The 24,370-nt window shown below is 58.3% G+C and carries 20 protein-coding genes; 13 read left to right on the top strand and 7 right to left on the bottom strand.

Translation table 11 applies throughout. The annotated features are described in order from the left end of the window. Position 1: 1 nt before the first annotated feature. Together ACR0IV_RS06770 and ACR0IV_RS06765 are read right to left on the bottom strand one after the other, a co-directional pair. Positions 2 to 397, bottom strand: a complete 396-nt coding sequence (locus ACR0IV_RS06770; RefSeq protein WP_480657289.1) for a hypothetical protein — start codon at positions 395 to 397, stop codon at positions 2 to 4. A gap of 101 nt (positions 398 to 498) precedes the next feature. Beyond that, positions 499 to 1,260, bottom strand: a complete 762-nt coding sequence (locus tag ACR0IV_RS06765; RefSeq protein ID WP_480692657.1) for an FkbM family methyltransferase — start codon at positions 1,258 to 1,260, stop codon at positions 499 to 501. 101 nt (positions 1,261 to 1,361) lie between these two features. Here ACR0IV_RS06765 and ACR0IV_RS06760 point away from each other — a divergent pair, with 101 nt between their 5' ends. The 3 genes from ACR0IV_RS06760 to ACR0IV_RS06750 all read left to right on the top strand — a co-directional run bounded on the left by ACR0IV_RS06760 (position 1,362) and on the right by ACR0IV_RS06750 (position 4,041). Next, positions 1,362 to 1,961 carry a superoxide dismutase gene (locus tag ACR0IV_RS06760; RefSeq protein ID WP_480657291.1) on the top strand — a complete coding sequence of 200 codons (600 nt, stop codon included), beginning with the start codon at positions 1,362 to 1,364 and terminating at the stop codon, positions 1,959 to 1,961. Between the two features lie 164 nt (positions 1,962 to 2,125). Continuing rightward, a complete protein-coding gene (locus ACR0IV_RS06755) occupies positions 2,126 to 3,301 on the top strand; it encodes a S41 family peptidase (protein WP_480657292.1) in 1,176 nt (391 codons plus the stop codon). A 287-nt stretch (positions 3,302 to 3,588) separates the two neighbouring features. Further along, entirely contained in the window at positions 3,589 to 4,041 is a 453-nt protein-coding gene (locus ACR0IV_RS06750) for a baeRF12 domain-containing protein (RefSeq protein ID WP_480469399.1), read from the top strand. Between the two features lie 49 nt (positions 4,042 to 4,090). Here the strand turns inward: ACR0IV_RS06750 and ACR0IV_RS06745 are convergent, their stop codons facing one another. Then, positions 4,091 to 4,642 carry an LOG family protein gene (locus ACR0IV_RS06745; RefSeq protein ID WP_480657293.1) on the bottom strand — a complete coding sequence of 184 codons (552 nt, stop codon included), beginning with the start codon at positions 4,640 to 4,642 and terminating at the stop codon, positions 4,091 to 4,093. Positions 4,643 to 4,768: 126 nt separating this feature from the next. Here ACR0IV_RS06745 and ACR0IV_RS06740 point away from each other — a divergent pair, with 126 nt between their 5' ends. Genes ACR0IV_RS06740 through ACR0IV_RS06730 form a run of 3 tightly spaced genes read left to right on the top strand, consistent with a single transcriptional unit; the run spans position 4,769 to position 8,453 of the window. After that, positions 4,769 to 6,124, top strand: coding sequence for a LysM peptidoglycan-binding domain-containing protein (locus ACR0IV_RS06740; protein WP_480657294.1), 1,356 nt, complete (start codon positions 4,769 to 4,771; stop codon positions 6,122 to 6,124). 57 nt (positions 6,125 to 6,181) lie between these two features. Continuing rightward, positions 6,182 to 7,993, top strand: coding sequence for an ABCB family ABC transporter ATP-binding protein/permease (locus ACR0IV_RS06735; RefSeq protein ID WP_480657295.1), 1,812 nt, complete (start codon positions 6,182 to 6,184; stop codon positions 7,991 to 7,993). Between the two features lie 52 nt (positions 7,994 to 8,045). Then, positions 8,046 to 8,453 carry a DUF2147 domain-containing protein gene (locus ACR0IV_RS06730; RefSeq protein ID WP_480657296.1) on the top strand — a complete coding sequence of 136 codons (408 nt, stop codon included), beginning with the start codon at positions 8,046 to 8,048 and terminating at the stop codon, positions 8,451 to 8,453. 33 nt (positions 8,454 to 8,486) lie between these two features. Here the strand turns inward: ACR0IV_RS06730 and ACR0IV_RS06725 are convergent, their stop codons facing one another. Continuing rightward, a complete protein-coding gene (locus ACR0IV_RS06725) occupies positions 8,487 to 12,281 on the bottom strand; it encodes an efflux RND transporter permease subunit (RefSeq protein WP_480657297.1) in 3,795 nt (1,264 codons plus the stop codon). Continuing rightward, complete coding sequence (locus tag ACR0IV_RS06720; protein ID WP_480657298.1) at positions 12,278 to 13,507, bottom strand: efflux RND transporter periplasmic adaptor subunit; 1,230 nt, start codon at positions 13,505 to 13,507, stop codon at positions 12,278 to 12,280. The genes ACR0IV_RS06725 and ACR0IV_RS06720 overlap by 4 nt, the downstream gene beginning before the upstream one ends. Before the next feature lie 226 nt (positions 13,508 to 13,733). Here ACR0IV_RS06720 and ACR0IV_RS06715 point away from each other — a divergent pair, with 226 nt between their 5' ends. The 5 genes from ACR0IV_RS06715 to ACR0IV_RS06695 all read left to right on the top strand — a co-directional run bounded on the left by ACR0IV_RS06715 (position 13,734) and on the right by ACR0IV_RS06695 (position 19,115). Then, the gene (locus ACR0IV_RS06715; protein ID WP_480469406.1) at positions 13,734 to 14,405 is read left to right on the top strand and encodes a hypothetical protein; all 672 of its coding nucleotides are present in this window, start codon (positions 13,734 to 13,736) and stop codon (positions 14,403 to 14,405) included. A 43-nt stretch (positions 14,406 to 14,448) separates the two neighbouring features. Next, positions 14,449 to 15,771 carry a PQQ-like beta-propeller repeat protein gene (locus ACR0IV_RS06710; RefSeq protein ID WP_480469407.1) on the top strand — a complete coding sequence of 441 codons (1,323 nt, stop codon included), beginning with the start codon at positions 14,449 to 14,451 and terminating at the stop codon, positions 15,769 to 15,771. 49 nt (positions 15,772 to 15,820) lie between these two features. Beyond that, positions 15,821 to 17,284 (top strand): ribosome biogenesis GTPase Der, encoded by a 1,464-nt coding sequence (der, locus tag ACR0IV_RS06705; protein WP_480657299.1) that lies wholly within the window; start codon positions 15,821 to 15,823, stop codon positions 17,282 to 17,284. 163 nt (positions 17,285 to 17,447) lie between these two features. Next, positions 17,448 to 18,434, top strand: coding sequence for a fatty acid desaturase (locus tag ACR0IV_RS06700; protein WP_480657300.1), 987 nt, complete (start codon positions 17,448 to 17,450; stop codon positions 18,432 to 18,434). 78 nt (positions 18,435 to 18,512) lie between these two features. After that, positions 18,513 to 19,115, top strand: a complete 603-nt coding sequence (locus ACR0IV_RS06695; RefSeq protein ID WP_480657301.1) for a helix-hairpin-helix domain-containing protein — start codon at positions 18,513 to 18,515, stop codon at positions 19,113 to 19,115. Positions 19,116 to 19,167: 52 nt separating this feature from the next. Here ACR0IV_RS06695 and serS read toward each other — a convergent pair whose 3' ends face one another. Together serS and ACR0IV_RS06685 are read right to left on the bottom strand one after the other, a co-directional pair. Beyond that, complete coding sequence (serS, locus tag ACR0IV_RS06690; protein WP_480469411.1) at positions 19,168 to 20,460, bottom strand: serine--tRNA ligase; 1,293 nt, start codon at positions 20,458 to 20,460, stop codon at positions 19,168 to 19,170. 72 nt (positions 20,461 to 20,532) lie between these two features. Then, positions 20,533 to 22,194 carry a mechanosensitive ion channel family protein gene (locus ACR0IV_RS06685; RefSeq protein WP_480657302.1) on the bottom strand — a complete coding sequence of 554 codons (1,662 nt, stop codon included), beginning with the start codon at positions 22,192 to 22,194 and terminating at the stop codon, positions 20,533 to 20,535. Between the two features lie 192 nt (positions 22,195 to 22,386). On the opposite strand from ACR0IV_RS06685, the gene yajC reads away from it, so the two are divergent. Next, the gene (gene yajC / locus ACR0IV_RS06680) at positions 22,387 to 22,674 is read left to right on the top strand and encodes a preprotein translocase subunit YajC (RefSeq protein WP_480469413.1); all 288 of its coding nucleotides are present in this window, start codon (positions 22,387 to 22,389) and stop codon (positions 22,672 to 22,674) included. A 33-nt stretch (positions 22,675 to 22,707) separates the two neighbouring features. Next, a complete protein-coding gene (gene secD, locus ACR0IV_RS06675) occupies positions 22,708 to 24,369 on the top strand; it encodes a protein translocase subunit SecD (protein WP_480657303.1) in 1,662 nt (553 codons plus the stop codon). Position 24,370: the final 1 nt, after the last annotated feature.

Genomic DNA, 24,370 nt, shown 5'->3' with positions numbered 1-24,370 from the left:
GCTAATTTACAACTTTACAAACGCCGGTGCCAAAAGGTTTGTTTGCTGCATTCACATTTGTAAAACTGGTACGAACTCGAGCCGTGCTGTTCGCCGCATCTAGATTGGCCTGATACTTCATACGAAGGTTCGGTCCTTCACTCGATGGAAGGGTGACGTTCCAAAGTAGTCGATACTTACTAGCCTGTTTCACTTTGAGTTTGGCCTTGGTCCAGTCGTGATGTCTGCTGACGACTTGGGCCTCGCCCGTTTCGGCATCTATCTGGAAGTAATATTCTGGTGCGATCCAACCGTGGCTGTCGGGTTTTGTAATGTCACATTTGTATTCGATGGGCTCCGCCCAAGTGGTTTGCGTGGACAGAACGAATACGGCAATTGCTGTTGAAAGAAACTTCATAAGTCGTTTTCCTTGCTACTCTTTCGTGGGCGAAACGAAACAAGCCGCAGTCACAGTTGCAAGAAAAAAACAATTATTGCGGGAATTCATTTTGTCGCATTCTAGTCGCTGAACTTGATCGTGCGGTAGCGCGCTAATTCTTGCGGTTCAAGAAGACATTGAACGTCAATTGGACGCCCTGTTTCATCGTGGATTCCATTATAAAAGGATAGGCTCGCGAGCAAGTCGCCGGTCTTTGCCCACCGGTCCTCCTCGGTCAGCAGTGGTGAATGAAGAGATAGAAACAATGTCGGTCGTTGCGTTTTTAACCAGGACAACAAAGTCGGCAGCACAAAGAACTCGGCCCCTTCGATATCCATTTTGACCAGCGATACGTTCGACAGATTATTTGCCGCCTCGAACTGATCCCATGCAATTGTCAGGGCGTCGCTGCCATGCGTACCGTCATGCAGCAGCGAACTGGTGGAATCGCCGGGCTCTCCTCGAACCGAGGCCATGCGGGCGACGCCGAACTGATCGGATAAGGCGACGCCGAAGGCCGAGACGTTGCGGATGTCGTTCAGGTCCAGATTCCAGGCAAGATACCGGAACGCGGTGGGATCTGGTTCAAAGCACCAGACGTGTCTCGCCCTCCGGGCACCGTATAGAACCGTTGGACCAATCCATGCGCCAATATCCAGATAGTCGCTGTCGGGCGACAGGAACTTGTCCAAAACCGCAAATGTTTCAGGCTCCCAATTGCCAGCCGATGCCTTGCGCCAGAATTTTGAGTGGTAGGGATCCAGCCGGAATGCCTCACCATTCAGACTTCCCGCATAGTATCCGCGGGCGCGGTAGAACATCTTGCGCGCCTGTGTCAGCATCGCGGGCCTCCGGGTTTTCTTGTCTCAGCTCTTGACCTGCGGCATTTGCCAAAGCATGTAACCTTTGGAAACCGCAACATTCATTTCAACAGGGGGCCGAGATGGCTTTTGAACTTCCTGATCTTCCTTATGCACATGACGCGCTGGCAGCCAAGGGTATGTCCGCAGAAACGCTGGAATATCACCACGACCTGCACCACAAGGCCTATGTCGATAACGGCAACAAGCTGATTGCGGGCACTGAGTGGGACGGCAAGTCGCTGGAAGAGATCATCGTTGGCACCTACGACGCGAACGCCGTCGCTCAGAACGGTATCTTCAACAACATCAGCCAGCTGTGGAACCACAACCAGTTCTGGGAGATGATGGGCCCTGACGGTAACGCGATGCCCGGCGAGCTGGAGAAGGCTCTGACCGAAAGCTTCGGTTCGGTTGACGAGTTCAAGTCGCAGTTCAGCGCCGCTGGTGCCGGTCAGTTCGGCTCGGGCTGGGCGTGGCTGGTCAAGAACTCGGATGGCTCGCTGGCCGTAACCAAGACCGAGAACGGCGTGAACCCGCTGTGCTTTGGTCAGACCGCGCTGTTGGGTTGCGACGTGTGGGAGCATTCCTACTACATCGATTTCCGTAACAAGCGTCCTGCTTACCTGTCGAACTTCCTCGACAATCTGGTGAACTGGGAAAACGTCGCATCGCGGATGTGATTTGATCCAAACGGGATCTAAAGTGGCCTGCTGGCGGTGACGCTGGTGGGCCTTTCGTTTTATATGGGTGTTTCTATTACCGTGGTAGTGCTTCGCAAACGGCGTCAAATGACAGTTCTGAGCTTAATCTAGACATTGACGAGCGGCTGCGCCCACTGTGAGCCATGTCGCTGACGGAAGACCTGAAGCAAATTCTAGAAACTGCCTTGCCAACCGATCCCAGTTTTCGGCGGATCGAGAAAGCCGTGATAGACAGCTGCATTAGTGATTGCAGACGATACGCTTTGGAAGGCTCAAAAGAGGCCTTTCTGATTTCCGCGATGCGCCTATTGGCACTTCCCAACAATGGGCACACACGGCTGATCCCGAATGATGCGATCTCGGTGCTCCCGCTGAGGTTCGTGAGCGTGGGGCGTTCGGTGCAACTCATAGGGGCGGCACCAAGGGTAACTGCGCCGCGAGGCGAGTTGATTGCAGTCAACGGCGCAGCATTGAGCCAAATCGAAGCCGCCTCAAATGAGTTTCTGGCGGGAACGAGTCAAAGAAAACGGGTCATCGGATCAATTCTTCTGGCTTGGCCGTATGCTCTGGCTCATCTGGGGTTTTCTTCAAAAGACGATACGACCGAGTATCGCGTGCAAGACGGGAATGGGCGGATAACCGGTTTCAAAGTGGAGAATGGATATACCGTTCCTGCATCAACGCTCTACCCGAGAAACGAACACGGCAAGGTTGATCCGGCCTGGAAACCTAAGAGATTTGTAGAGATTGAGGACTGGCAGGGACTGGGGCTTTCAATAGTGTTGCCAAGTTTCTTTGATCCAGACGAAAGTGCGCTGCCGAAAGCTATCTCGGGTGCAGCAGAACATGTACGCGCCTGGCCAGACAAAACGCTCTTGATTGACATTCGTGGAAACACTGGTGGCGACTTCCTTCCAACGATGCCATTGATCGACGCCATCTCGGAAAACGCAGGCAGTCAGGTTGTTGTGCTTGTCGATAAATTCACGTTTTCCGCAGCGATCGTGTTTGTAGCCATCCTTAAATGTCGTGTGAGAGATAGGCTCAAACTCATCGGGGAAGAAATGGGTGATGGGTTGAAGTTCTTTGCTGAGGGTGGGCTGCTCGATTTGCCGACAAGCGGAGCGGTCGTTCGATACTCATCAGCCTTTCACGACTGGAAGAATGGAACGACCGACGAAACCACTCCGTCCGAGATCGTGCAGCAAATCGTACCCGCCGGGGCACTGAACTTGGATCGGGAATGGGTCGCAGGACCTGCTGATGCGGATGCACAAGGCGCGTTCTACCAACGAGTACTCAAAAGCCTGAGCGATTAGACGAACTGCCAGTAAGCCCGCTTGGCTGACTCTACAGATTGTGTCATGCGAACGTGCTGATCCAACTCGGCGACGCAGCCGCGAGAGAAAACCTGCCGATACGTCAACTTTCGACCCAAGACCTATTGTACCGGCCCGCACAACCCCTAGCTATAGTATGCGGAGGGAGAGAACCGCCAATACATTCAGGACTGATCACGCAGCGCGCGGAAACATCTAGATCGTGCGATAGATAAGCTGTGCCCGAGGGACGGGGAAAGCCACGTCAATCTTTGCAGGAGACTATAATGGCCGCACTTGAACAGGGAACATGGGTTATCATTGCTGATGGGGAAAAGGCTCTGGTGATGGAGAACATCACCGACGCGCAGGACCCCAATCTTGTTGTCGTATCCGTTGAGGAGCAGGAGGTGACCCCGGCAAAACCCTCCGACAGGGCAGGGCGCAGGTCCGATACCGGCCCTAACCAGAAATCCGCCGTGGAAGAGGATACCTGGAAGGCTCACGCTAAATCCCTGTTTGTTCAGGACGTGGCCAATCTGCTGAACCGGAAGGGGCTGAAGGGGGCCTATAAGCGGTTGGTTCTGGTCGCCAGTCCCCATGTGCTGGGCCTGTTGCGGCGCAGGTTGCATAGCGAAGTATTGGCGAAAGTGGTGGCCGAGGTGGACAAGACTTTGACCAACCATCCGCTGCACAAAGTCGAACGCATCCTCAAGTCGCGGCTTGCAAAGCCCGCCTGATCATCAAGCGAAGGCACGGGCGGTTATTACCGCCCGATTGCTTGTCCTGTTAGATCAGAAAGTCACGCAGCCGGGCGATGGCCTCATCAGGCGTTTCGACCCAAGTGATAAACTCGGCCAATGACGCATCTGCGAAGCCCTGATCAATCACCTGATCCAGCAGCGAATGCAGCGCATCCCAGTACCCGTCGACATTCAGCACCAGAATGGGTTTGTCATGCAGACCCAGCTGCCGCCATGTGAGCGCCTCGAACAGTTCATCCAGCGACCCGGGGCCGCCGGGCAGCACGATTACGGCGTCGGCGTTCATGATCATGACCTTCTTGCGCTCGTGCATGGTCTCGGTGACCACAAATCGCGTCAGATCGGTTTTGCCAACTTCGCGCTGCAACAGGTGGACAGGGATGACGCCGAACGTGTCTCCTCCGGCGGTTTGTGCAGCACGCGCAACCTCACCCATCAGCCCCACATCTCCTGCGCCGTAGACCAGACGCCAGCCTTCTTTGGCCAGCAGGGTGCCGAACGACCGGGCCGCCTCGGAATAGGCCGGACTCGCACCATTGCGTGACCCGCAATACACACACACGGATTTCTGGGACATGGGTCGGTCTCTCTGCTCTTGTGTTCGGGGTTTTGACCCCTGATAGCGGGATTGATAGGTTGGCTCAACCGTCTGTCGGAATGCTTGGCTGTCAAAGCATTTACGCGACGGAGTGAAAGGAAAAGAATGAACGCCAATTCGGGAAGCGGAAGCTCGGGCACCTTCATCTGGGGGCTGGTTGCCGGGATTGTTGCAGTGATCGCCGCTGGCGGATTGTACTTGTCGGGTATCTTCGGCACAGCGCCAGAGCCACAGACGCCTGAGGTGGCCGAGGTGGCTCAGCCAGACGAAGAGACGGCTGAGGCCACGCCAGAGCCCGAAGCCGGGCCGATCGAAGAGACGCCATCCGAAACGGTTGAGGCGGAGCCAGAAAACGAAGAGGTCGCAGCCCCCGCCGTGCAGGCGCCTGTTCTGGATCAGATTTTTGTCGAACCCGACGGCAACGCCGTTCTGTCAGGCAATGCCGAACCGGGGGGCGAGATCATCGTGCTGCTGGACGGAGAGACCGTGCACAGCTTTGTCGTGGATAACAGTGGTCAATTTGCCGAGTTTGTTACGATCCCGTTTGCAGATGCTGCGCGTGGGCTGGTGCTGGAAGTACAGGGTGATGGTGAACCCGTGCGGTCGGATGACTATCTGATTGCGGCATTGCCGAAGCCACCTGCGCCTGAGGAAACCACTCCTTCCGTTGAAGAGCCAAGCGTTGAAGTTGCCGAGGCCGAGACGACCCTGGAAGCACAGGAACCGAATGAGGAAACCACCGAGGCGGTGACGGAATCAGAACCCGAAGCGCCCGCGTCGGAGACTGCTGAGGCAGACACGACAGACGTTGCCAGTGGCGAAACGGATGTGACTGAGCAGGCTGAGGCGACGCCAGAGCCGCAACCTGAGGCGGAAGCATCGCAAACCTCCGAAAGCCAAGATCAGCAGATCGCGGTCATCCGGTCCGGAGAAGAGGGCGTCGAACTCGTTCAGCCTCCAACCGTTACGGATGTCCCGCCCAAGCAGATTGCTCTGGATACGATCGGCTACTCGGATACCGGCGACGTGGAACTGACGGGTCGCGCACAGGATGGATCGGCCGTGCGCCTTTATCTCGATAACCGGCTGATCGCCGACCTGCCACCCGCGCCGGACGGCCAGTGGCGTGGCGAAGTCGAAGGCATTGATCCGGGTGTTTACACCTTGCGCGTGGATGAAGTCGCACCCGATGGTACCGTGGTCAGTCGGCTTGAAACACCGTTCAAACGCGAACCCGTCGAAGTCTTACGCGCCGCCGAAGAGACCGAGCAGGGCGAGACCCCGAGCGAGACGCCTCCGATCCGGTCTGTCACGGTACAACAGGGTGATACACTCTGGGCAATCTCGCGTGAGCGGTTTGGCGACGGTATCCTCTACGTCAGGCTGTTCGAGGCAAACCGCGATTCAATCCGCGATCCAGACCTGATATATCCGGGGCAGATTTTCACAATCCCCGAGTAACACTCTGCCTCGGCCCGTTCGGGCCGGCGCATTCTCTGACCGCAGTCAAGGTACGTGATGAGACGATCCTCAGCCCTGAAAGTCGATGCCGACGAACAGCGTTCCGGCTGGCGCACGATCCGCAAGGTCGCGCCCTATCTCTGGCCCGATGACGAGGCCTGGGTAAAGCGCCGGGTGGTTCTGGCGCTGGTGATGCTGGTGGTGGCCAAGCTGATCGCGGTCTATACCCCGATCCTTTACAAAGGCGCGGTAGACGGTCTGGCGGGCGAAGGTGTTCCACCGCTGGCGCTGGGGGCGGTGGGGCTGACGGTGGCCTATGGCGTCGCGCGTATGATGACGGTGGGCTTTCAGCAGTTGCGCGACGCGCTGTTTGCACCGGTGGGTCAGCGGGCGCTGCGGGCTTTGGCGCTGGAAACGTTTCAGCATATCCATCAGCTTTCGATGCGCTACCACGTCACCCGACGCACCGGCGGTCTGAGCCGGATCATCGAACGCGGGGTTAAGGGTGTCGAGTTCCTGCTGCGGTTCCTGCTGTTCTCCATCGGGCCGCTGATACTGGAATTGCTGTTGGTGGCCATTATCCTGATGTGGCTGTTCGACGTCTGGTATCTGGTCGTAGTGGCGGCGACCATCGCACTGTACATCTGGTTCACCTTCGCCGTGACCGAGTGGCGCGTAAAGCTGCGCCGCGAGATGAATGATCAGGACACCGAGGCCAACCAGCGCGCCATCGACAGTCTTCTGAACTTCGAAACAGTCAAGTATTTCAACGCTGAAACACGCGAAGCTGAACGCTATGACGTTTCGATGAAGGCTTATGCCAAGGCGGCATTGAAGACCGCCTATTCGCTGGCTTTCCTGAATTTTGGCCAGTCCTTCCTGATCACCTGTGGTCTGATTGGCGTAATGGTTCTTGCCGCAATCGGTGTGCAAAACGGTCAGCTGACCGTGGGCGATTTCGTGATGGTCAATGCCTATATGATCCAGATCACCGTGCCGCTGAACTTTTTAGGCACGGTCTATCGCGAAATCCGTCAGTCGCTGGTGGATATGGGGCAGATGTTCGACCTGCTCGAACAACCTGCCGAGGTCACCGATAAGCCTTGCGCGCCGAACCTGAAAGTCAATGGGGGCGAAGTCACTCTGGAAGATGTGCGCTTTGGCTATGAGGCAGACCGCGAAATTCTCAAGGGTGTGTCCCTGACAGTCCCGGCGGGGCAGACCGTGGCCATCGTGGGGGCGACCGGGTCAGGCAAATCTACCATCGGGCGGTTGCTGTTCCGGTTCTACGATGTCACCGGCGGCGCGTTGAAGATCGACGGGCAGGATGTGCGTGATGTCAGTCAGCCCAGCCTGCACGCGTCTATCGGAGTCGTGCCGCAGGATACAGTGCTGTTCAACGATACGATCCGCTACAACATCGCTTATGGCCGGGAAGGGGCGTCGCAGGAGGATGTCGAGGCGGCGGCCAAGGCGGCTCAGATCCATGATTTTATCGCCAGCCTGCCCGAGGGCTATGACACCAAGGTGGGCGAGCGTGGTCTGAAACTGTCCGGGGGCGAGAAGCAGCGGGTCGGCATTGCACGAACGTTGCTCAAGAACCCTCCGATCCTGTTGCTGGACGAGGCGACCTCGGCGCTGGATACCGACACCGAACAGGACATCAAGGATGCGCTGGCCCGCGCGGGCGAGGGGCGCACGGTGATCACCATCGCCCATCGCCTCAGCACTATTGCCGAGGCCGACCGGATCGTCGTTCTGGAACGCGGCGAGATCATCGAACAGGGCACCCATGACGAATTGCTGGCGCGCGAAGGCCGCTATGCTCAGCTTTGGAGCCGTCAGCAATCGGATGCGCAGGCGGCCTGATCCCGCGCGCTCGATATGCTATTATGAGGCTTTGACAGGCGAAGGATTTGCTATGTTTGGATTTCTCAAAAGCCTAAGCCCCCCAATGGTCGCCGCCCTGATCCTGTTGCCCGGGATCGCCCTTGCTGACCCCATTGTAGGTGTCTGGAAGACCGAGCCGGATCGTAAGGACCTGACCTCTCACATCAAAATCACCGCGTGCGGTGACAAGTTCTGCGGTCAGATTCTGTCGGCCTATGATCCGTCAGGCAAAGAGGTACAGACCCCGAATATCGGTAAAAAACTGTTCTGGGATGTCGCCAGCGAAGGTGGCGGCAAATATGGCGGCGGTGAGTTCTGGGTGCCGTTGATCAATGTCGAAGCGGTGCCACAGATGACGCTGAAGGGCGATACGCTGCAGGTCAAAGGGTGCGAGCATCTGGTCTGTGCACACCAGACCTGGTCACGACTGAAGGGCTAAGAAAAAGGGCCGGTGGAACCGGCCCTTATCGTGTTATTCAGCTGCTTTAAGCGGTGGTCCCGGCGGTTGATCCGGGTCCTGTTTGACCTCGGTCGCGGCGCTCTCATTCCACACAATCTCGGACGCCTGCATGTCGCGCGCGCTTTGACCAATGGCCATGTCCTGCGCGATCTTGCCTGAGCGTCCCTGTGTGGCCCGCGCCAGCGCCTTGCCGCCCCAGATCGCATAGGTCGTCACCCAAACCCGCAGCGCCAGCAGCGAGGGCGTCACGATCAGCGTCAGCACCGTCGCGGTGCCCAGACCGAACACCACCGCAGTGGCCAACTGCTTCCACCACAGCGCCGTTGGACTGTCGATCGAATAGCCGCCATTGATGAAGTCCAGCGACAGCCCGAACATCATCGGCGTCAGACCGGCCATGGTGGTCAGAGTGGTTAGCAGAACGGGACGAATGCGTGCCTCGGCTGTGCGGACGATGGCCTCGATCCGGGGCATGTAGCGGCTGTATTCCTGATAGGTATCGATCAGAACAATATTGTTGTTCACCACGATCCCCGCCAGCGCCACGATGCCTGTCCCGGTCATGATGATCGAGAACGGCTGCTGCATCACCATCATACCGATCAGCACACCGGTGGTCGAAAGCACAACAGCCAACAGTACCAACACCGAGTTGTAGAACGAGTTGAATTGGGCCAGCAGGATCACGAACATCAGACCCAATGCGGCAAGGAATGCGCTGGACAGGAAGGCCTGGCTTTCGGCCTGATCTTCCTGATCCCCGGTCCATTCCCAAGAGATGGTGCGACCAAACGGATCGGTCTGCAGCCATTCTGTCAGCACCGCAATCCGCTCGTTCGGGTTGATCAGGGCAAAACTGGCGCTGCCATCGTCGATGCTTGCACGCAACTGACCGACATTCTCAGCACCGGTCAGTTGCACCAGCTCATAGTCGCTGCCATCAGGTCCCGTAATGACCGCATTGTCAGGAGTCGCACCTTCGATCAGCGGACGCACCACTGCCAGCCGCTCTTGGCTGCCATCCGGACCATCGGTCACGACCTTGCTCAGACCCGGCTCAACATCGGCTTTCACATCATAATACCGCTCCTGATCGACGCGGTTGATCTCGGCCAGTTTAGCGACCGGCTGGCGGGTCACGAAGTTTGACAGTGGCACCAGACCGTCCGGCGTACGGACCTTGAGTGTATCAAGCGTCGACAGCACCCGGTCCTGATCGGGCAGGCGGACGCGAATCTCGATCTCTTCATCAGTCGAATCCGGGCGCATCTCACCCAGCAGGATGCCGCGGGTCACAAGCTGTACCATCGCACCAACGGTGGCGACGTCGGCACCAAATCGACCGGCCTTGGCGACATCCACGTCGATCTGCCAGTCAATACCCGGCAGGGGCAGGGTGTCTTCGATCTTGATCAGTCCGGGGGTCTGTTCGAACGCCTCACGTGCGGCGAGAGTGGAGGTGGTCAGTTCTTCCCATCCGTCGCCCTTGATGCGCAGGTGGACAGGTTTGGCCGATGCAGGACCCTGTTCCAGCGCCTGAATATCAACGATGAAGCCAGGAAGAGTTGCCAGTTCTGCCGTCAGTTCGTCCAGAACATAGTTGCCGTCATATTCTGCTGCGACCACTTCCTTTTCAAAACCGAGCAAGCCAGCAATCGGCCCCCAGAACCAACCGGTGATTTGCTCGGAACTGTTCGGGCGATCTTCCCAGGGAATAAGCTCGAACTGAACCCGGCCGATGGTGTCCGCGGGGGCTTCGGCGCCGCCGTTGTTCTGATTGAGACCACCTTCGCCCGCAAAGGCAAATACGTTGATAACGGAAGGATGCGCTGCAATGACCTCCTCGGTGGCCATCACCATTTCATCCTTTTCCCTCAGCGACAGGTTGCCCCTTGCCCGCACATAGGCCGTGGCCTGTTCGGGTTCGCTTTCGACAAAGAACTCGACACCGCGGTTGTTCTCTCCAAAGGCGGTCATGACGCTGATGACGGCGAAACCGACCACAGCAATCGACACGATTGGCATGATCGGATTGCCGACCAGGAATCTGACCACATAACCAAAGGTGGTGTGTTCCTTGGCTGTGTGCACATGATCATCCGGCGCACGCTGGATTTTGGCCGCGCTCAACGTGACCGAACCCGCAAAGGCACCGAAGAGGAACATCAGCGCCCCGGCAATCGCGCCGCCGGGCAACAGATAACCGGGGTTCAGCATCTGCATCGCGCCGAGGAAGATCATATAGAGCGATGGCGGCACCAAGAGCGCGCGTACCCACCAAGGCGCGCGTGCGCGCAGCCAGTTGGAACTGCGCTCGAAACTGCGGCTCATCCGGCCCGATACGCCGCCCACGACCGGAAGATAGAGCAGCGCCACGATCAGCGACGCGGACAGGACGAAGATCAGCGTGATCGGCAGCATCTTCATGAACTCGCCGGGAATTCCGGGCCAGAACAGCATCGGCAGGAATGCGCACAAGGTCGTGGCAGTCGACGAGACAATCGGCCAGAACATCCGTTGCGCGGCCTCGACATAGGCGTGCATCGGACCGACGCCTTCTTTGATGCGCTTGTCGGCGTATTCCACCACGACGATGGCACCATCGACCAGCATGCCCACCGCGAGGATCAGACCGAACATCACCATGTTCGAGATTGTGACCCCGATCATCGCCAGAAAGGCAAAACACAGCAGGAAGGACGTCGGAATTGCAAAGCCCACCAGCAACGCGGCGCGCGTCCCCAGCGACGCAAGAACCACGATCATCACCAGTGCCACGGCGGTCAGAACCGAGCCTTCAAGTTGACGCACCATTGAATCGACGATGCGGCTCTGGTCGTTCGAGGTGCCGACATCGACAGCGGCCTGCAACTCGGCCGGCCATTTGGTCTGGGCCTCGGCGACGGTGGCTTTGATCAGCGCGACCGTGTCGATCAGATTGTAGCCCTTGCGCTTGACCACCTGCAGCGCGACGGTGGGTTCTCCGTTGAACCGGGCCGTGCCTGCGCGGTCCTCAAAAGTATAGTTGATCTCGGCCAGCTCACCCAGGGTGACCACGCGGTCGCCATTGACCTTGACCGGCAGGCCATAGACGTCCTGCGCAGTTTTGAAGGACGAGGGGATTTTGACCGAAAACGTGCCTTGTTCCGTCTCAACTTCACCGGCGGCAATCAGTTGGTTGTTGTTCTGCACCACGCTGATCAGTTCAGCGGCGGTGACGTTATAAGCCTCCAGCCGCAATGGGTCGATCACGACCTCAAGCATCTCGTCACGGTTCCCGGCGATGCCGGCCTCAAGCACAGCATCCAATGCCTCAAGCTCGTCCTGCAGGTCTTTGGCAACGCGTGCCATTGTACGTTCAGGGACGGGACCCGTCAGGTTGACGATGACGATGGGGAATTCCGAGAAGTTAACCTCGGTAATCGTATATTGCTCGGCCCCCTCGGGGAAGTCGGCCTGTGCGCTGTTCATGGCGTCGCGCACATCTGCGATGGTGGCGGATTTGTCCCAACCGAACTCGAACTCCAATAGAAGGCCCGCATAGCTCTCGGCAGCAGTGGCGGTCATCGTATCAAGCCCGTCGAGATCGGCCATCTCGGTTTCCATCGGCTTGATCAGCAGGCTTTCGCTGTCCTCGGCTGAAATGCCCGGAAACTGCACCGATACGAACAGCATCGGGATGTCGATATCCGGCTCACCTTCTTTCGGCAGGCCCACATAGGCGAACCCGCCAACAACCAGCGAGATCGCGATAAAGGCCAGAACCATCCTGGCCCGGCCTGCGGCCCAACTGACGATCCCCGTCATTGCGATGCTTCCCTGTAGGTCGGTGCAACGGTCACGCCTCTGGTGACGAATTCCTGCCCGATTACAATTATATCAGCGGTTTCAGGCAGGCCACCCACCCAAACGCCATCTGCGGTGTCGCGCAGCAGTTGGATCGGCACAAAGTCGACCACATTATCGGCGATCACGGTTCGCACGCCAAGCTGACCTTCGTTGTTCAGGGTCAATGCCGACTGCGGCAGCAGATGCGCTTTGACACCTTCGGCTGCGATCTGAATGTTTGCGGTCTGGCCATCACGGATCAGCAATTCCGGGTTGGGAACAGTGATCTCTACCTCAAATGTCCGGGTGGTCTCATCGGCTGAGCGGCTGAGGAAAGTCACACGCCCCTCGACCTGCAACCCGGTGACCAGCTGCGCCGACGCCATCGAGCCGACGATGATCCGGTTTACCTCGGTCTCGGGCACGAAACCGACCAGCTTGATCGGGTCCAGCTGGATCACGGTCGCGCACAGCGAACCGGGCTGCATCAGGCTGCCAAGCTCGGCTGTGTCACTTTCCAACAGTCCTTTGAACGGGGCTTCGATGGTGAGCCTGTCCATCTCGCGGTGCGCAGCGGCCACTTCGGCGGTTGCGGCTTCGATCCCGGCTTGGGTAGCCTCCAGCCCAGCCTCGGCGCTTTTGATGCCTGCTTTGGCCGAGCTCATTTCGGCCTCGCTCGAGATGCGGCGGGTTTCCGATCCAAACCCGGTTTCCGACAATTTGCGCGCGGCGGTCAGATTGATTTCGGCTTCGGCCAAACGAGCGTGGGATTCTTGCAGACGCGCTTCAGCTTCGGGCACACGGCTTTCGGCCTCAAGTTTGGCGGCCTTCGCTTCGGCGAGGCTTGCAGGGCGGGTGCCCGGGTCAAGTTCACACAGCAAGTCGCCCGTCTCAACAAAGGCCCCTTTGCGCTTGGGCTCGGAGACAACGGTCGAGGTGGTCTCGGCAAGAACCTCAACCTGACGGTTGGCTTTAGTCTGTCCGCGCAGCTGAACAGCACTGCCAATTTCCCGCGCAGTCGAGCGTGATACGACGACGCCAATCGCGTCCGCGATCTGTGTTTGTTCGGTTTCCGTGGCGTCAACTGGCGCTTCGGTCTGTTCTTCTCCACGGCCAGCAAACGCGAACAGCGCGTCGCGTTCGAAAACAAGGAAATACAATGCGACTATAACCAATACGGCGTTGATGAATGAAATCAAACGCATGCGGTGTATTCTCCAGATCTGATCGGCCACCCGGTTGCGGCGCTTACGCCTTGAAATGGGGCCGGGTCTTTGGCTTGTCCATACTGAACTGAATAGTTCGGTTCACTTTTTTTAGCAAGTCCCGGGGACAACCGAGCAATTGTGTGAATTCGGACACTTGGCTTGGCCCAAAGGCCGGGGTATGACATGGCGCTAGAAAACCGAACACCTAAGCCTGGGGGCAGGGATGAGCGATACCGACAGTTTCATTGATGAGGTCACTGAAGAGGTGCGCCGTGATCGCATGTTCCTGCTCTTGCGGCGCTGGGGTTGGGTCGGTGTTGTCGCTGTCATCGCCATTGTCGGCGGGGCTGCGTTCAACGAGTACCGCAAGGCGCGCGACGCGGGTCAGGCCGAGGCGTTGGGGGATGCGATTCTGACGGCTCTTGCTGAAAACGGCTCGGCCGAACGGGCGACCAGCCTGCAGGCGGTCGAGACGCAATCGGTGGGCGGAGATGCGGTGCTGAACATGCTGCTCTCGGCGGCTCAAATCGAGGCCGGGTCCGATCAGGATGCTGTAAACAGCCTGAACGCAATTGCGACACAGGGCGATCTGCCCGAGATTTATCGCGCAATCGCGAGCTTCAAGGCGTTGCTGCTACAGACGGAAACTCTGCCGGTTGCCGATCGTCGCCAGCAATTCGAAGCGCTGGCAACACCCGGTGCCCCTTTGCGTCTGCTTGCGGAAGAGCAGCTTGCTCTGATCGATGTGGCCGACGGCAATACGCAGGCGGCGCTGGACCGGCTGCAAGCGCTGCGGCAGGACGCCGAAGCCAGCATCGATCTGCAGCAGCGTGCAGCGCAGCTGATCGTGGCGTTGGGTGGTAAGCCCGAGCCCGTCGCGGCCCAACAGGGCTGACCCGGGCGGCGAAACAGGATTTCACAGACGAGTTCATAAGATCATGGTAGCACGTTACTTCTCACGCCTTGGATTGCCCGTCGCGGCGATTGCCCTGACAGCACTGAGCGCCTGTCAGGAACCCGAGACGATCCTGCCGGGCGAACGGGAAGATATCCGTCCTGCCCTTGACAATGAAACGGTTGAGACGCGCGGAGCCAAGCCCATTAGCCTTCCGGCCCAAAGCCGCAATGCAAGCTGGTCGCAAAGCCCGGGGACCCCGGCCTTCCGCACGACAAACGCCGCACTCAGCACGACGCCACAGCGGGTTTGGTCCGCCAATATTGGCAGCGGCGACAGTCGCAGACAGCGGATCACCGCTGATCCTGTTGTTGCAGGCGGTTTGATTTATACGCTCGATTCGGGCGCGAATGTCTCGGCTGTGACCCCACAAGGGCAAGTGGCCTGGACCACGAACCTTATCCCACCTTCCGAGAAAGATGGCGACGCCACGGGAGGCGGGCTCGCCCATGCTGACGGGGTTCTGTATGTCTCATCCGGCTTTGGCCGGCTGACCGCGCTGGACGCCAAGACCGGTGCTCAGAAATGGCAAAAGCGCTTGAACGCTACTGGTAGCGGCGCGCCGTTGGTCAGCGGCGGAATCCTCTATCTCGTCGCCGGGGATGAGACGGGTTGGGCCGTCAACACCAAGGATGGTCGGATTCTCTGGCAGATCGATGGCACCCCGAGCGTCGGCAATGTACTGGGCGCACCCGCGCCGGTCATCGCCTCGGAATTTTCTGTCTTTGCATTTGGGTCCGGTGACATTGCGGCAACCTTCCGCCGAGGGGGGATCCTGCGTTGGACCGCTTCAGTAGCGGGTGGTCGCCGTGGCCGAGCGGCTGCTCAGATCGTGGACGTCACCGCCGGGCCTATGGTGTCTGGCAATGCTATCCTGATCGGCAATCACTCGGGCCGTACCGTCTCGTTCGATGTCGATTCAGGTGAGCGGAACTGGACCGCGCTTGAGGGGGCGGTCGACACGGTCTGGCCAGCTGGAAACAGCGTCTTTTTGATTAGCGACCGCAGCCAATTGGTGCGGTTGAATGCTGCAGACGGTACGATTGTCTGGGCCATCGACCTGCCGGGCTTTGTCAAAGACCGGCCGGGACGCCGCGGACCGATCTTTGCCCATTACGGCCCGATCATGGCCGGGGGACGGCTGGTCTTAGCCTCGAATGACGGTTTCCTGCGCTTCTTCAATCCTGTCGACGGTGCGCTGCTGCATCAGGTCGAAGTCCCCGGCGGGGCGACGACGGCGCCTGTGGTGGCGGGTCAGACGCTCTATGTCGTGTCGACCAAGGGTGAATTGCACGCTTTCCGTTGACGACAAGATGCGTTAAAGGGCGCATCTTGAGTCTTGAAAGTTGAGTATCATGTCGCTGACCCTCGCCATCGTGGGGCGCCCGAATGTGGGTAAATCCACTCTGTTCAATCGCCTCGTGGGCAAACGCCTGGCTTTGGTCGACGACCAGCCCGGCGTGACGCGCGACCTGCGCGAAGGCGAAGGGCGGCTGGGTGACCTGCGCTTTACCGTCATCGATACGGCAGGTCTTGAGGACGCGACCGACGACAGCCTGCAAGGCCGGATGCGTCGCCTGACCGAACGCGCCGTGGACATGGCCGATGTCTGCCTGTTCATGATCGACGCGCGCGTGGGCCTGACGCCAACCGATGAGATGTTCGCCGAAATCCTGCGTAAACGGTCCAAACACGTGATCCTTGCGGCCAACAAAGCCGAAGGCAACGCGGCGGATGCCGGCGTGCTTGAGGCCTATAACCTTGGACTGGGTGAGCCTGTGCGCCTGTCAGGTGAGCATGGCGAGGGGATGACGGACCTTTATGCGCAGTTGATGCCGCTGGCCGATGCCGCCGAGGAAGCGCAAGCAGAAGAGACGCCGGAAACCAATATCGAACTGGACGAAGACGGCGAGGGCGAAGCGCCCTTGATCACCGCTGCCAAGCCGTTGCAGGTGGCTGTCGTAGGTCGTCCGAATGCCGGTAAATCCACGCTGATCAACAAGATCATTGGTGAAGATCGTCTGCTAACCGGTCCCGAGGCCGGGATCACCCGCGACGCGATCAGCCTGCGGATCGATTGGGGCGGGCCGGATGGGGACAGCACCCCGATGCGGATCTTTGATACCGCCGGGATGCGCAAGAAAGCCAAGGTGCAGCAGAAGCTTGAGAAGCTCTCGGTCTCGGACGGTCTGCGTGCGGTCAAGTTTGCCGAGGTTGTCGTGGTCTTGTTGGATGCGGCTATCCCGTTCGAACAGCAAGACCTGCGTATCGCCGATCTGGCCGAGCGTGAAGGGCGCGCCGTAGTTGTCGCCGTCAACAAGTGGGACGTCGAGGACAACAAGCAGGAAAAGCTGCGCGATCTCAAGGAATCCTTCGAACGCCTTTTGCCACAGTTGCGTGGCGCACCGCTGATCACTGTTTCGGCCAAAACCGGACGCGGGCTGGAGCGTCTGCGCGCCGCCATCCTACGCGCCCATGACGTATGGAACCGTCGCGTGCCGACGGCTGCACTGAACCGCTGGCTGACGGCCATGCTGGAGCAGCATCCGCCGCCAGCACCGCAGGGCCGCCGGATCAAGCTGCGCTATATGACACAGGCCAAGACCCGCCCGCCGGGGTTTGTCGTCATGTGCTCGCATCCTGACAAGATGCCCGAAAGCTACAACCGCTATCTGGTCAACGGTCTGCGCGAGGATTTCGACATGCCGGGCACGCCGATCCGGCTGACCTTGCGCGGTCAGGGGGACAAGAACCCCTATAAAGGACGGCGTAAGAAAAACGCCGGTGCGCTGGCGAAGCATCTCAAGGGACGGGCGTAACTGCGCTAATTTTCAGCGTTTTCAGCGAGGGGGCGTGACAGCCCCTTTTTTGCGCGCTAGCATTCAGTAGCGTGCATTTGTTTTCGCGCGCAGCTTGTCTGCGGGTTTTCCGCACATAATTTTGCAACAGGTAATAACCGGACCACCCTGGGGAGCGGGCGCGATGGATCTGAGGGAATATACTAGACAATACGCGGTACAGGATAATCGGCTTGCCGCGCTCAGCTATTTCGGAACATTTGCTGTCTATTTCGCATCGCTGACACTGGCGATCATCTATGTCGACAGCTGGTATATCATGATCCCGGCCGGGATCGTTTTTGCCTTTTCAGCCGTGCGTCTCTACGTACTGCAGCATGATTGCGGGCATCACTCGCTGTTTGAAACGCGCGAGCAGAACGAATGGGCAGGTCACGGATTGTCACCGTTTACCTTTGCGCCTTTTGAGGTGATGAAACAGAACCACAATCTGCACCATGCCGGTATCGGTAATCTCGAACATCGCGAGACCGGTGAAATTCACACCATGACACTGCGCGAATGGAATGAGGCGGGTTGGAAAAAGCGTCTGTTCTACAGGCTTTATCGCAATCCCTTCATTCTGGTTCCTGTGGGTGCGCTGTTTACTTATTTCATCCGCTATCGCTGGCCCAAGAACACTGTCCGGTTCGGTGTCATGGGTGTGGTGCTGCACAACCTTTCGATCGTCGTGTTTCTGGGGCTGCTCTATCTGATCGCTGGTACCACGGGCATTCTGGTCTGGCTGGTATTCTCGCTGCTGGGCGGGATGCTGGGCGTGTTTCTGGTGTATTTGCAGCATAACTTCGAAGACACCTATTGGGATCGCCGCCCTGATCTGGATCCGAAGATTGCGGCGCTTCAGGGATCGTCAGCGTTGGATTTCGGATGGTGGTTTGACAATGCGGTGGCTTGCATCACATTGCATGACATCCACCATTTCAACGCGCGTATTCCGTCCTATCGGCTGCGTGCATGCCACTATAGCCTGCCGCCGGAGTTTACTCCGCGCCGGATCAAATTTCCCGAAGCGGTGGCTGCGCTGAACCTCAAGCTATGGGATGAAGAGGCCAAGCGTCTCGTCCCGTTTCCAAAGCGGTCGCAAGAGCAAAGGGTGGCGCAGACCAGTTGATTGGCGGGTGCGCAGCTCTTGTCTGTGTGTATAGGCCGTGTATATACATGTGTGAGGGATGACAGGAAAGGATCCGCGATGACTGCAGTTACCGATGTGCGCGGCGTGGGACAGGCGCTGGCACAGGCGCTGAATGCAAACGGCTTTAAAACAGCCGAGGCTGTGGCGAAGGCCGCGCCCGAGGATTTGGTAAAAGTGCCGCGTATCGGTGCAGCGCGAGCCGCAATCCTGATTGCTGCTGCAAAAGAGGCGGTTGCCAAATCGACCCAGACCAAGGCTCCCGCGCGTCGCGCGCCAAACCGGAAGCCTCCGGCGCGTCGGGCACCTGCGCGCAGCACCGCAGCAGCCAAAAAAGCCGAAGCCGAACGCAAGGCCGAAACGACGCGTAAAGCGGCAGAAGAGCGCGCTGCGGCAGAGCAGGCGGCGGCGGAGGCCAAGGCAAAGAAGAAGGCAAAAGCCAAGGTTAAAGCCGAGAAAGCCGCCCGGAAGAAATCCGAGATGGAGGCTGTTTTCTCCAAGGCTAAGGAAAAGCTCAAAGAGAAAGCCAAAAAGGACAAAAAGCCCAAAGGCGACGGTAAGAAGAAGGCTGACAAGAAGAAAGCCGACAAGAAAAAACCGAACAAGAAGAAGTCCGACAAGAAATCCGGTAAATCCAAGGATAAGAAAAAGGCGAAGAAGTAATACCTTCTCCGCCTCGCTTTGGTTGACCGGCACCTGTTGAGTGCCGGTTTTCTTATGCCAGAGTGCCGTTGGTCTGCAGAGTCATCTTACCACCCAGATAGGGTGCCAGAACCTCAGGCAGGGTGACCGTACCATCTGCGTTCTGACCGTTCTCCAGCACCGCGATCAGGCAACGCCCAACAGCCAAACCCGAGCCGTTCAGCGTATGAACATATTCGGGTTTGCCACCACCTTCGGGACGGAAACGCGCATTCATGCGGCGTGCCTGAAAATCACCGGTGGTCGAAACAGAACTGATTTCGCGATAAGTGTTCTGCCCTGGCAGCCATGCCTCGATGTCGAAGGTACGGCGCGCGCCAAAGCCCATATCGCCGGTGCATAGAACGACGGTGCGGTAGGGGATGCCGAGTTGTTCCAGCAAATCCTCGGCACAGCGCAACATGCGCTTCTGTTCCTCATCCGATTTCTCAGGATGGGTGACCGACACCATCTCGACCTTCTCGAACTGGTGCTGGCGCAACATTCCCGCGGTATCCTTACCGGCGCTACCTGCCTCGGACCGGAAGCAAACCGTGTGGGCGGTCATGCGAATGGGCAGGGCGGCTTCGTCCAGTATATCGCCCGATACCGAATAGGTGAGCGTCACCTCGGAGGTCGGGATCAACCACCAGCCATTGGTGGTCTGATAACTGTCCTCGCCGAATTTCGGCAGTTTGTCGGTGCCATACATCGCTTCATCGCGAACCAGAACTGGCGTTTGCGTTTCGGTCAGTCCGTTCTTGTCGATATGCGTGTCCAGCATGAACTGCGCCAGCGCGCGATGGACGCGGGCAACACCCTTAGACAGGTTCACGAACCGGCTGCCGCTGGTCTTGGCAGCGGTCTCGAAATCCATGGCCGCAGCGACGGCGGGGATGTCGTAATGCTCCTTCGGAGCAAAATCGAACTCTCGCGGAGTGCCCCAACGGTTGACCTCGACATTGTCGTCTTCGTCTTCGCCCAATGGCACATCTTCGGCAGGCAGGTTGGCGATGCGGGCCAGTTGGTCGGTCAGCAACGCGTCCAGATCCTTGGCCTCGGTCTGCATCCGGGCAATCTCAGCCTTCTTCTCGGCGACCAGCGCGCGCAAACGCTCGAATTCAACCTCATCGCCGCGCCCTTTCGCCGCGCCGACTTCCTTGCTGGCCTTATTCTGCTCGGCCTGAGCGGTCTCGGCGGCCAGAATCTTGGCCCGTCGACTTTCGTCCAACCGCAGCAGATCTGACGACACCGGCGCGTCCCCGCGGCGCGCAAGGGCGGCGTCGAAGGCGGCTGGGTTTTCGCGAATGGCGCGGATGTCGTGCATGGTTCAGATCCTTAAATGCGTGAATCACTGAAACCGCTTATGCACCATCTGAAAGGCAGGGTGTAGCGCCGGTTACGACTTATCCGGGTCGTCGTGGGTTTCATGTGCCAGATGGCCATCCCATTCTTCGACCGGGATTTTTGGTTCGGGCGGATCAGCCATGTAGGACGGCGTCATGATCTGCACATTGTTCTCGTTGAATACAGCCACGATGTTGCGATGCAGATCCGAGCGGATTTTCGGAATGATGCTTCCGCGTGTGGTATATCCGTTGATCTGATAGTTGATCGCGTAATCCGCCAAAGCCGTCCATAAAACAAAGGGCTCAGGCTTGGCCTTGATCCCCTTGGTACGATGTGCGGCTTCGATCAGCATCGCCTCGACTTTTTCGGGCGGCTCTTCATACCCAATCCCGACAGTGGTGTGCAGCAACAACCCGTTGCCATCGGTTTTCTTTGAGAAATTTACAACGTCCGAATTCATCAACTGGGCATTCGGGATCGAGATCAACTCATTCTTGATGGACTTCAGATGTGTCTCCATCAGCTTGATCTGCACGACGTCACCGATATGGTCTCCGATCTGGATGCGGTCTCCGATCGAGGTGGACCGGCGATAGATCACAAAGAGCCCCGCCAGCATGTTCGATACGACCGAATTCGCCCCCAGCGACAGCATAGCACCCACCAGAATGGTCAGACCCTGAAATGCCGCAGAATCCGACCCCGGGATGTAAGGCACCGCAAATACCAGCGCGATCAGGATCACAACCACCCGTGCGATGTTGAACGTGGGGTTTATCCAGTGCTTTTCGAAATCGCCCATATCGAACGAGCCTGCCTCGACCGCATCGAAGAACACGCGCATGCCCCTGATAATGTACAGCGTTATCCATGTGATAAGCGCCAGCATGATCAGGTTCGGAATATAGCTGAGCACGCCTTTGAAGATCAGCAGGACTGGTTCGGTCAGATAGGTCAGCAGTAGCTGCGCGAAATATCGTGTTTCCGCAAAGGCCAGCAGAACGAAAGAGAGGTAGTAGTAGAAGCCGAGGAAGAAGATCACCAGCAGGACGAAATTCAGGCCATACCGGATCAGCGCCGCTATGGCTTCGGCCTGCACGCTTTTGGCGGTCGCGGTTTCGACGTCTCTGAGATACCGCTTTACCAGTTTCAGTGTGCGCCGACGAATCCTTCGGTTCAGCCACAGGATCACCACAACGAACAGAGCAAACCCGACCGTCCAGCCCGCTGCTTCGATGGCCCCCGAGACCCGCGCTTGTTCGGTTCGGTTCGCGCGATAGGTGACGATGGCCTCTTTGATGGCTTCCCCGTGGAGCAGGCTGAGCACATCAAGCTCCATCTGATCCAGCTCCGCATCGGCAACCGTCACGATCGAAACGATTACGTCATCGGCCAGAATGCGCGTGCCCAACTCGGTTTCTTCGAAACGTATCTCGACGGTCGGGTTTTCCGAGGCTTCAGCGACCGCGACTATGCTGTTCTGCACCCGTTCTGCGCGTTCGCTGGCAGGCAAAGCGCTGGAACCGCGCAGGAAGAACAAGGTGTCGCCATCGACAATGACGGGTGCCTTGAATACTTCGGACTCTTCTTCTGTAGCAGGCGCATCGGCAGGGGCATCCTGTGACCACGCGGGCAGCACCGGCAGGCACAGGAAGAACACTGCCGCAAGCATGCAGATCGCCGTTCTAAGGGCTTGGAAGAATTGAGTCATTATGCCTCCCTCCCTGCAACTATATCCAACCAGAGCGGTCTGCCTAGAACATATCTGCAACGTTGCATTTCAAACCTGCGGGGCAGATCGTGGTATTGGCATCGCCTTTGCTTGCAAACCCTCGGTTCAAAGCATAGGTTCCCGCCAACTTTGCAGAGAGCCCTCTGCATCATCAAAACAAAGGAATATCCCATGGAAGGTGGCGCAATCGCCCAGTTTCTCCCGCTGATCCTGATCTTTGCGATCATGTATTTCCTGCTGATCCGTCCGCAGCAGAAAAAGATGAAGGAACATCAGGCTATGGTCGAGGCCGTGCGCCGGGGCGATCAGATCGTCACCCAGGGTGGACTGATCGGTAAAGTGTCGAAGGTCAAGGAAGGCGAGAACGAGATCGAGGTTGAACTGGCTGAGAACGTCAAGGTTCGTGTCGTCAAATCGACCATCGCTCAGGTTCTGAACAAGACCGAGCCGGCGAAGTAAGTTCGCGCGACAATTCCTTGAAAAGGCAGGGTAATGCTGCAAATTGATACCTGGAAGCGGGTTCTGATCTGGGCGGTCTGCGTGATCGGTCTGATCCTGGCCCTGCCGAATGCGTTCTACACGCGCGTCGAGCAATCCAACGACGCTAAAGCCGCGATTGAGCTTGGCATTGATACGCCCGAGATGCAGGCCGAAGCGGGGCAATGGCCCGATTGGTTGCCATCGTCTCTGGTCAATCTCGGTCTCGACCTGCGTGGCGGCGCGCATCTGTTGGCCGAGGTGAAGGTCGGCGATGTCTACGAATCCCGGATGGAGGCGATGTGGCCGGAAATCCGCGATGCGCTGCGGGACGAGCGCGGTACCATCGGAACGATCCGCCGTCAGGACTCGGCCCCCGACCAGATTCGCGTGCGCGTCAGCCAGCCCGAAGGCATTTCCCGCGCTCTGGAGGTTGTGCGCGGCTTGGCACGTCAGGTGCAGACCCTGACCGGGGTAGGTGCCACGGATATCGAGGCCTTTGCTGACGGCGATACCATCGTCGTACAGCTGTCAGAGGCCGAAAAACTGGCCTCGGATGACCGTACCGTGCGTCAGTCGCTGGAAATCATCCGCCGCCGGATCGACGAGGTCGGCACGCGCGAACCGACGATCCAGCGCCAGGGTGCGGATCGTATCCTGATCCAGGTGCCGGGTATCGGCAGCGCCGGTGAGTTGAAAGAGATCATCGGGACAACCGCGCAGTTGACCTTCAATCCGGTTGTTGGTCGTGGCTCTGACCCCGACGCGATTCCGGGTGTTGGTGAAGAGATCGTGCCTTCGCTTGATGAAGAGGGTTTGTATTACACGCTAGAGTCGGCCCCGGTCGTAACTGGCGAGGAACTGGTCGACGCTCAGCCCTCGTTCGATCAGAACGGTCGCCCTGCAGTGAGCTTCCGCTTCAACACTTCCGGAGCACGCAAGTTCGGCGACTATACTCTGGATAATATCGGCGCCCCCTTTGCCATCGTGCTGGATGATGAGGTCATCTCGGCCCCGGTGATCCAAAGCCACATCCCGGGCGGATCCGGCATCATCACCGGCAATTTCACCGTCGAGGAAAGTACCAATCTCGCCGTTCTGCTGCGTGCAGGCGCTTTGCCCGCTGGTCTGGAATTCCTCGAAGAACGCACCATCGGTCCGGAATTGGGTCAGGACAGCATCGACGCGGGTAAGGTCGCCACCATGGTCGCCTTTGCCGCCGTTCTGGTCTTCATGGCTCTCAGCTATGGCCTGTTCGGTATCTTTGCCAATATTGCGCTGATCCTGAACGTTGGCTTGCTGTTCGGGCTGTTGTCTCTGATCGGCGCAACGCTGACGCTGCCGGGTATCGCTGGCATCGTTCTGACCGTCGGTATGGCGGTGGACGCCAACGTGCTGATCTTCGAGCGTATACGCGAAGAACTTAAGTCGGCCAAAGGCCCGGCGCGTGCGATCGAACTGGGCTACGAAAAAGCGCTGTCCGCCATTCTGGACGCCAACGTGACCACGTTCATCACTGCGACGATCCTGTTTGCCATGGGCAGCGGCCCCGTGCGCGGCTTTGCGATCACTCTGGGACTGGGGATTCTGACCTCGGTCTTCACCGCGATCTTCGTGACACGCCTGATGGTCGTCATGTGGTTCGAACGCCGCCGTCCGAAAACGATCGAGGTTTGAC

Source organism: Ruegeria sp. C2, from assembly GCF_056537765.1.
Note: the sequence above shows the minus strand (reverse complement) of the source record. Positions and strands in the feature narration are given on the sequence as shown.

Excerpts from the sequence above, each read along its gene's own strand:
- yajC (WP_480469413.1), top strand. The coding sequence starts at position 22,387 with ATGGAAGGTGGCGCAATCGCCCAGTTTCTCCCGCTGATCCTGATCTTT.
- ACR0IV_RS06770 (WP_480657289.1), bottom strand. The coding sequence starts at position 397 with ATGAAGTTTCTTTCAACAGCAATTGCCGTATTCGTTCTGTCCACGCAA.
- ACR0IV_RS06745 (WP_480657293.1), bottom strand. The coding sequence starts at position 4,642 with ATGTCCCAGAAATCCGTGTGTGTGTATTGCGGGTCACGCAATGGTGCG.
- secD (WP_480657303.1), top strand. The coding sequence starts at position 22,708 with ATGCTGCAAATTGATACCTGGAAGCGGGTTCTGATCTGGGCGGTCTGC.
- der (WP_480657299.1), top strand. The coding sequence starts at position 15,821 with ATGTCGCTGACCCTCGCCATCGTGGGGCGCCCGAATGTGGGTAAATCC.
- ACR0IV_RS06760 (WP_480657291.1), top strand. The coding sequence starts at position 1,362 with ATGGCTTTTGAACTTCCTGATCTTCCTTATGCACATGACGCGCTGGCA.
- ACR0IV_RS06755 (WP_480657292.1), top strand. The coding sequence starts at position 2,126 with ATGTCGCTGACGGAAGACCTGAAGCAAATTCTAGAAACTGCCTTGCCA.
- ACR0IV_RS06720 (WP_480657298.1), bottom strand. The coding sequence starts at position 13,507 with ATGCGTTTGATTTCATTCATCAACGCCGTATTGGTTATAGTCGCATTG.
- ACR0IV_RS06725 (WP_480657297.1), bottom strand. The coding sequence starts at position 12,281 with ATGACGGGGATCGTCAGTTGGGCCGCAGGCCGGGCCAGGATGGTTCTG.
- ACR0IV_RS06735 (WP_480657295.1), top strand. The coding sequence starts at position 6,182 with ATGAGACGATCCTCAGCCCTGAAAGTCGATGCCGACGAACAGCGTTCC.
- ACR0IV_RS06715 (WP_480469406.1), top strand. The coding sequence starts at position 13,734 with ATGAGCGATACCGACAGTTTCATTGATGAGGTCACTGAAGAGGTGCGC.
- ACR0IV_RS06710 (WP_480469407.1), top strand. The coding sequence starts at position 14,449 with ATGGTAGCACGTTACTTCTCACGCCTTGGATTGCCCGTCGCGGCGATT.
- ACR0IV_RS06765 (WP_480692657.1), bottom strand. The coding sequence starts at position 1,260 with ATGCTGACACAGGCGCGCAAGATGTTCTACCGCGCCCGCGGATACTAT.
- ACR0IV_RS06685 (WP_480657302.1), bottom strand. The coding sequence starts at position 22,194 with ATGACTCAATTCTTCCAAGCCCTTAGAACGGCGATCTGCATGCTTGCG.
- ACR0IV_RS06740 (WP_480657294.1), top strand. The coding sequence starts at position 4,769 with ATGAACGCCAATTCGGGAAGCGGAAGCTCGGGCACCTTCATCTGGGGG.
- ACR0IV_RS06750 (WP_480469399.1), top strand. The coding sequence starts at position 3,589 with ATGGCCGCACTTGAACAGGGAACATGGGTTATCATTGCTGATGGGGAA.
- serS (WP_480469411.1), bottom strand. The coding sequence starts at position 20,460 with ATGCACGACATCCGCGCCATTCGCGAAAACCCAGCCGCCTTCGACGCC.
- ACR0IV_RS06700 (WP_480657300.1), top strand. The coding sequence starts at position 17,448 with ATGGATCTGAGGGAATATACTAGACAATACGCGGTACAGGATAATCGG.
- ACR0IV_RS06730 (WP_480657296.1), top strand. The coding sequence starts at position 8,046 with ATGTTTGGATTTCTCAAAAGCCTAAGCCCCCCAATGGTCGCCGCCCTG.
- ACR0IV_RS06695 (WP_480657301.1), top strand. The coding sequence starts at position 18,513 with ATGACTGCAGTTACCGATGTGCGCGGCGTGGGACAGGCGCTGGCACAG.